The organism is Halorubrum tibetense, from assembly GCF_042661865.1.
GTDB classification, from domain to species: Archaea; Halobacteriota; Halobacteria; order Halobacteriales; family Haloferacaceae; genus Halorubrum; species Halorubrum tibetense.
Window position 1 is genome coordinate 1 of sequence record NZ_JBHSWW010000136.1, and the last position, 6399, is coordinate 6399.

Consider the following 6399-nt stretch of genomic DNA (forward strand, 5'->3'; position numbering starts at 1 on the left):
GCGGGCGAGAGAGGCGGCTCGCGAGCGTCGTAGCTGAACCGGCCGCCGTCGCGTTCGCGTATCGTCGCGACGACCCCCGGCGCGGATTCGTACTGCGCGCGGACATCGGGCGCGTACCAGGCTTCGGGGTCGTCGGGTGGGATCGGAGCGGGAACCGCGGCGTCGCCGCCGTCGGTCCCACCGCCGATCCGTAGGGTGGGTGTCGTCACGTCGGATCTCGCTTGCTCGACGGGAGTTCGACGATCGGATATAAGTGTTCGTTTCTTGCCTGATGGGGTTGTTTCAGAGTCATGAAATTCTGTAGGATACACACGACGATCGTCGGCCCTGCTCGTTGGGGGCATCCGCCACTCCCGTCGGTCGTGTCGACCCCGCTCAGGCGTTCACTCTCTCCCTCGACTGTCGGCCCACGGTCTCCGCGGGATCGTCCTTTCGGCGTCTGCGTACGCAGTCAGCGGAGCGAGCGCCCCCGACGACACCCGATGAGGGACGCTCGATATCGGGTCGGATCCGGGTCGAGTCCGGGGGTTCCGAAGCGGCTCCGGCGGTCACGGACTGGCCCCTGTGACACCGGTAGCGATCCCCGCACACGGTGTTTCAGGCCCGGCGTGAACCGGCTTCAACCACTGCTACCGTTCCTTCGGGCGGACCAATACTACATACGAACGGCCCTATCCCCGAAACGAACGACGGGGTCATCCTCATGGACGAAAACCAGGGCAACGATCGGACGTCTCGAGCGGGCACCAGCCTCGTGACCGATATCAAACACGTCCTCGGACTGACCGCGCTGATCGTCGGCATCGCCGCGCTCGTAGCGGGCGGTGCGGCGTTCGGCGGGACGGTCGCGAGTGCCGTCTTCGGCACGGCGTTCCTCGCCACCCCGGTCCGACCGCTCACGCCGAGCGGTCGGCGATGAGCAGTGTCGCGGCCGACCGTGACCGGCGGCGTAGGCGACCATGCCGCGGTTAGCCGTGAGCGACCACGCCACGGTTAGCCGTGAGCGACCACGCCACGGTTAGCCGTGAGCGACCGAGACGCTCCCGCCTTCACCGCTGATACCTAACTGGACGGGGGACAACGATTACCCTCCGCATCCCCTTCCGATCTCATGCACCTGTTCTGGCATCGGTGGGACCCGCGACTCCGGGACAACGCCGGGCTCGCGGCGGCTGCACGCGCGGGAACCGTCCTCCCCGTGTTCGTCTACGACACGGACCTGTTCGGGACCGTGGGCGCACGACAGCGCGCGTTCTTCCTCCGGCACGTCGCGGCGCTGAAACGACGGTATCGGGAGCGCGGAAGCGACCTCGTCGTCCGGGCGGGCGACCCCGAGACGGTCCTCGCCGAGCTCGCGGCGGCGTACGACGCGGACACCGTCTTCTATAACGAAGGATACCGACCTGCCCGACGAAACCGCCAGCGGGCGGTGGCGGACGCGCTCGCGGAGATCGGCGTCGACGCCGACGGCCGGACGGACCGCGTGTTGGTCGATCCCGACCGACTGGAACCCCGCTACGAGAACCACAATCGGTTCCACGACGACTGGACGGCGGTCCCCAAACGGGGCCCGTACGCCGAACCCGACGCCGACACGCTCGCCGACGTCTCGGACCCGAAGACGGTGCCGCAGCCCGACGCCGACATCGACCTCCCGGAGGCCGGGTACGCCGGCGCACGCGAGCGGTTCGACGACTTCCTCGCGAACGGGATCGACACGTACAACGACACCCGCGACGACCTCTCGCGGGCGGTCGAGACCCCGACACACGCAGTCTCGCGCATGTCTCCGTACCTCGCCACGGGCGCGATCGGGATCCGGGAGGTGTGGGCGGACGCGAGCGACGCCTACGACGCCGCGACCGGCCGCGAGCGGAAGAACGTCGACAAGTACCGCTACGAGCTGTCGTGGCGCGAGCAGATGTACCACCTGCTGTACTACACCCCGGATCTCGCCGTCTCGAACTACAAATCGTTCCCCAACGAGATCGCGTGGCGCGACGACGACGACGCCTTCGAGGCGTGGACGCGCGGCGAGACGGGGTACCCGCTCGTCGACGCCGGGATGCGCCAGCTGAACGAGGAGGGGTACGTCCACAACCGCCCGCGACAGGTCGTCGCCAGCTTCCTCACGAAACACCTCCTGATCGACTGGCGGAAGGGTGCCCGGTACTTCACCAAACAGCTGATCGACCACGACTACGCCTCAAACCACGGGGCGTGGCAGTGGACCGCCTCAACGGGCACCGACTCCGTCGACGTGCGGATCTTCGACCCCGTGAGCCAGATGGCAAAATACGACGAGAGCGCCCGCTTCGTGACGGCGTACGTCCCGGAGCTCCGCGACGTGCCCGCTGGGAAGGTCGTCGACTGGCCGACGCTCTCGAAACGCGAACGCGACTCCCTCGCACCCGACTATCCCGGCCCGATCGTCGACCGAAACGAGGGGTACGAGCGGGCCCAGCGGGTCTTCGAGGAAGCGCTCGGTAAACGGTAGCACCGCGAACGAACGCTTATACGGTAGTGCGGACCGATCGGGTGTATGGAACGCGTTCGTGCCGCGCTCGGCGGGCTCGCGGTCGTGATCGCGCTGTTCGGCGGGATGATCCTCCTGCGGACCCTGAGCCGGTTCCTCCGGGCGCTGGTCTGGTTCGCCGAGACCGTCGCGTTGTTCGCGTTCGCCGCGCTGTTCGGCTACCTCGCGTACCGGGTGCTGTGGGGCGGTAGCGACGACCCGCGACGTCACTGATCGAAACGACTCAGCTCGTTCTCCCGTTTCAGTCGGCCGCGGACAGCTCGCGCCGGTTTCTGTACGCGACTCGTGCCTGCCACGTGAAGCCGGTCGTCGCGAACGCGATGAACGCGGCCGCGAGCAGGAACCCGATCTCGGTCGACGTGAAATCCATCGTGACGCCGACGAGCACCGGTCCGACGACCTGCCCGACTTTCCAAGAGACGGAACGGAGGCTCATCGCCGACGCGACGGAGTCGTACGCCTCACCCTCCTCGACGAACAGGGACATGCTGGCGGGGAGCCGGATCGAGTCGGCGATCCCTAACAGGGAGTACGCGGCGAACAGCGCGAAGAACGCGCCGCCGAGCGTCTGTGAGTCGCCGAGATACGAGACGGTGACCGGCGACACCGTCCCCTCGAAGTACGCGGCAAGCGGTATCAGCGCGGTGCCGACCCCGTACAGGAACGCCCCGACCGCGACGAACCGATACGTCCGCTCGTATCGGTCCGTGAGGTCGCCGACGAACCCCTGCGTGATCGCCTTCGTCGCCTTCCCCCCCGCCATGATCCAGCCGATCGCGAACGCCGAGATACCGAACGTCGTTCGGGCGTAGATCGGGAGGAAGATGATGACCGCCATCTTGCCGACGCTGAACGTGAACCGGAAGAACACGAGCGACCGCAGCATCGGCAGGCCGAGCAGCGACCGGAACGTCTCGATCCCGCCCGCCTCCTTGGGGTCCTTCCGGCCGCCGGGGTTGTCACGCAGAAACGCGAACACGAGCGCAAACGCGCCGAGCGTGACAAGCGTCAACACCAGATACGTCTCGGTGAATCCGTAGGCGTACAGAAGGTAGCCGCCGATCAGGTCGCCGGCGAGCGACGAAAAGGAGGCAAACTGGTTGTACGAGCCGAGCCACAGCCCTCGTTTCCCGTCAGGACTGATCTCGCCGATGACGGTCGCGCCCGTGATCCACAGCACGCTCGCCCCCAGTCCTTGGAGCATCCGCACCAAGATCACGTGGACGGGGTTTCCGACCAGCATGAACCCGAGGAAGACGCCGACGTTGATCAGGAATCCGGCGAGCAGCCACCGCTTTGCGTTTCCCACATCGACCCACCGGCCGAGCGGGAGGACTATCAGCAGCTGGACGGCGGCGAAGGCGGTACCGAACAGCCCTTCGACGAAACCAGTCGTTCCGAACAGGTCGGCGTACAACGCGATCGCGATGAGGATCGTCGAGTACGCCTGACTGCGTGCGAACGCCGTCCCCGCCAGCGACGCGAACTCGCGGTTCGCGAGCAGTCGTATCGAGTTCCCGAACTCGGCCACGGCTGACCCACGTCGGTGCCATGCGATGGTGAGTGAAAAGGCCCAGCGAGCCGGCGGTCCACGTGGGGTTCGTGCGGACCGTGGACGGTGACGTCGGGCAGCGACGCCGAGACGGTACGCCGCTCCGGCGACCGGGTTTATATACGCGCCGACCGATCTTCCGGCTGTGCTGCTTACCGCTTCGTTCGTGTTACACGTCTTGTCGGCGGCGCTGTGGACCGGTGCGACGCTATACGTCGTCTACGCCGTCCTCCCACGGGCGACCGACGGAACGATGCGCCCGGCGACGTTCGTCGACGGCGCACATCGGCTGCTGCTTATCACCCGCTGGACCGGGGTTGTGCTTCCGCTCACCGGCGCGTACATGATCTGGGTCTTATATGCCCCGCTGGAACTGCTGACGACGACGACGCGCGGGTGGCTCGTTCTCGCGATGCTCTCGCTGTGGGGGATCATGAACGGCCTGATCGAGATGGGCGTGTTGCGGATGCGTCGCGAGATCGACCCCGACCTCGGCTGGGGAACGTACATGGCGGAGGGGTTCCCGTTCGAGGCGGTTCCCGAGTCGATTTCGACCGACCAACTGGCAACGGCCGGCCGACCGTACCTCCTCGCAAGCGGCGGATGTGCGGTCCTGTTGCTCGTCGACGCCGCGCTGCTGGCGGGCGGCGTTCCGTTTTAATTAATTCCGCTGAAATTCTGCTTGTGCGGATATTGAGTACCCTATATCTAGTATGGGCCTCGTGTCACCTCCGGACGATTTCAACGGGGTTTTTTTATTCCTCGTCAACTATCCTACACTATGCCCTCTGTGAAGCGTGGCTACATCACTACTGCGCTGGTGGTCATCGGCGTTGGGACGCTCGCGTATTCAGTACTCGTGGGTCAGATCATTACTGGTGGTGCGATCGCGATTTCAGCGCTTGTTGTTGCAGCACTGGTATCCGATACTGACATCGACGGCGGACCGTCAGAACCAGCGGAGTCACTGCGGCGGGTAGAGGCAGTAAGCCTCCTTCCAGTAGTCCTTGTGATCGGATCGGTCGCAGTCGCTGGTGACGATATCTCGGGGATTTTCGTTTTGACAGCCTGGCCGCTTGCCAGTGGAATCGCTTTTGTCGTCGTTGGCGCGACGACGCTCCGCCGCAAGGTATCGGATCAACTGTCACCGGATCGGCTCACTATCGGCTTTTTACTCATCTACCTCAGTGGTTGGGTGGTTATCTTTGGACTTGATTACCTCCTCTGGACGCTGGGATTTGAATCGGAGTCATGGGTACAGGAAGTCGGTCTCGGGTTAACAGTGGTTGCGATGCTCGGTCTCGTCGCTCACGTGCTGTTTAGAGAGTTCATCCCGTGGAACGCATTCAGCACCGACGAGCCGTAGCAGTTGGAGCGGATCTCGACAGGATCGAACTACGAGGGCGGCTCGCCCTATCGCTGCCGACGAGCCTTTGTCGCGGCCGACCGTCAACAGGGTATGCCGAGCGTCAGCGACACGTACATCGAGAACCGCCAGCGCGTTCAGCCGACTCACACGAACAACTACGAGTCCGCCCACGGGGGAAACATCGTCAAGTGGATGGACGAGATCGGCGCGATGTCGGCGATGCGCGCCGCCGGCGAGACGTGCGTCACCGCCAAGATCAACGAACTGGACTTCAAGCGGCCGGTGCCACAGGGAGACACCTGCCTCATCGAGTCGTACGTGTACGCGGTCGGGCGGACGAGTCTCCGGACGCGGATCCGCGCGTATCGGGAGTCGCCGCGGACGGGCGAGCGCGAGCTGACGACGGAGTCCTTTTTCGTCTTCGTTGCCGTCGACGAGGACGGGACGCCGACCCCGGTGCCGGAGCTGGAAATCACGGGCGACCGGTGCCGCGAGCTCCGCGACGAGGCGCTCGCAGCGGAACCCGACGAGGAACGGTAACGGGAACGCGGAGCAGCAAGGGCGGATCAGTGATGGACGCCATCGGCGTCTCAGTCACTCGCTTATACGTCGTCGCTGGCGCGGTATCCAGATTCAAAGCCCCAGCCTGCTCCGGTCGAGGGGCTCGCTTATAAGTGGTCACTGGTAGATCGACGGTGAACACGTTCAAAGCCCCAGCCTGCTCCGGTCGAGGGGCTCGCTGCGCGCTGGAACGGGCTCGCGACGCTCGCCCGTTCCAGTGCTTGCCTCGCCCGTCTTCCCGGAGCAGGCTGCCCCTTTGAGTCCCACCCCGCACCGCAACCGCCCCGCACCTCACACCTCCCCAGCCTCGCCGCTCACGCCCTACGGGCGTTTCCGGGCTCCCTCGCGGGCTCCTCGCGGTCGCTTATAAGCGACCGCTGC

At 65.4% G+C, this 6399-nt stretch carries 8 protein-coding genes; 6 read left to right on the top strand and 2 right to left on the bottom strand.

All coding sequences use genetic code 11. The annotated features are described in order from the left end of the window. On the bottom strand, positions 1–209 hold a 209-nt coding region (locus tag ACFQEU_RS09725; protein WP_379781611.1), incomplete at its 3' end, for a hypothetical protein. A gap of 494 nt (positions 210–703) precedes the next feature. Between ACFQEU_RS09725 and ACFQEU_RS09730 the strand changes: the two genes are divergently transcribed. The 3 genes from ACFQEU_RS09730 to ACFQEU_RS09740 all read left to right on the top strand — a co-directional run bounded on the left by ACFQEU_RS09730 (position 704) and on the right by ACFQEU_RS09740 (position 2749). Continuing rightward, positions 704–919: a hypothetical protein gene (locus ACFQEU_RS09730; protein WP_379781613.1), complete on the top strand. Its 216-nt coding sequence runs from the start codon at positions 704–706 to the stop codon at positions 917–919. Positions 920–1111: 192 nt separating this feature from the next. After that, a complete protein-coding gene (locus ACFQEU_RS09735; protein ID WP_379781615.1) occupies positions 1112–2497 on the top strand; it encodes a cryptochrome/photolyase family protein in 1386 nt (461 codons plus the stop codon). A 45-nt stretch (positions 2498–2542) separates the two neighbouring features. After that, on the top strand, positions 2543–2749 hold the full coding sequence (locus ACFQEU_RS09740; RefSeq protein WP_379781617.1) for a hypothetical protein: 207 nt from the start codon (positions 2543–2545) through the stop codon (positions 2747–2749). 28 nt (positions 2750–2777) lie between these two features. Here the strand turns inward: ACFQEU_RS09740 and ACFQEU_RS09745 are convergent, their stop codons facing one another. Next, positions 2778–4067 carry an MFS transporter gene (locus ACFQEU_RS09745; RefSeq protein ID WP_379781619.1) on the bottom strand — a complete coding sequence of 430 codons (1290 nt, stop codon included), beginning with the start codon at positions 4065–4067 and terminating at the stop codon, positions 2778–2780. A 166-nt stretch (positions 4068–4233) separates the two neighbouring features. Here ACFQEU_RS09745 and ACFQEU_RS09750 point away from each other — a divergent pair, with 166 nt between their 5' ends. From ACFQEU_RS09750 to ACFQEU_RS09760, 3 genes are all read left to right on the top strand, one after another. Then, a complete protein-coding gene (locus ACFQEU_RS09750) occupies positions 4234–4749 on the top strand; it encodes a copper resistance protein CopD (protein WP_379781621.1) in 516 nt (171 codons plus the stop codon). A gap of 120 nt (positions 4750–4869) precedes the next feature. After that, entirely contained in the window at positions 4870–5454 is a 585-nt protein-coding gene (locus tag ACFQEU_RS09755) for a hypothetical protein (RefSeq protein ID WP_379781623.1), read from the top strand. A gap of 93 nt (positions 5455–5547) precedes the next feature. After that, the gene (locus ACFQEU_RS09760) at positions 5548–5997 is read left to right on the top strand and encodes an acyl-CoA thioesterase (RefSeq protein ID WP_379781625.1); all 450 of its coding nucleotides are present in this window, start codon (positions 5548–5550) and stop codon (positions 5995–5997) included. Positions 5998–6399: the final 402 nt, after the last annotated feature.